The organism is Planomonospora algeriensis, from assembly GCF_977012225.1.
The window spans coordinates 1-545 of the sequence record NZ_CDRNDK010001066.1 but is presented as its reverse complement, the minus strand read 5'-3'; the positions used below and the strand labels follow the sequence as shown (position 1 = coordinate 545).

1 pseudogene is annotated in these 545 nt (G+C 78.5%); it reads right to left on the bottom strand.

From position 1 onward, the window contains the following. A pseudogene (locus ACWJ6R_RS37820) lies at positions 1–545 on the bottom strand (precorrin-3B synthase); the annotation flags it as partial.

Sequence of the window (545 nt, the reverse complement as noted above, 5' to 3'; positions counted from 1 at the left end):
GATCCGCCAGGCGGCGGTCCGCGAGTCCGCGAGCTCCGCCAGGAACGCCGCGGCCACCGCCAGCAGCGCGGGAACCGCCTGGGAGACCGGGACGCGCAGGCCGCTGTCGACGCCCGCGACGAGGAGCGCGGCCCGATCGGGACCGAGCGGCAGGATCCCCGCGTCGGCGCCGAGCCCGGCGACGTCGCCCCGGCCGTCGTCGACGGCGAACAGGAAACGGCCGGGCAGGGCGGCCAGCTCCGGGCGGGCGCACAGCGACCGGTCCAGTTCGGCGACCAGCGGGCCCGCGTCGAGCAACCCGCGGCCGTCGCAGCCGGTCAGCGGGGAGGCCAGGATGTTGCGGACCCGCTCGTGGGTCGGCGAGGGCAGCAGGCCCGCCTCCGCCATCCGCGCCGCGAAACCGGACTCCTCGGCCAGCCCGCGGACCTGGACGTTCGCCCGGGAGGTCAGCTCGATGACGCCGGTGCCGCACTCGGCGGCGGCCCGGGCCAGCTCACGCAGCCGGTCCGAGGCCAGGCGCCGCCGGGAACGCGGATCCGGGCCAG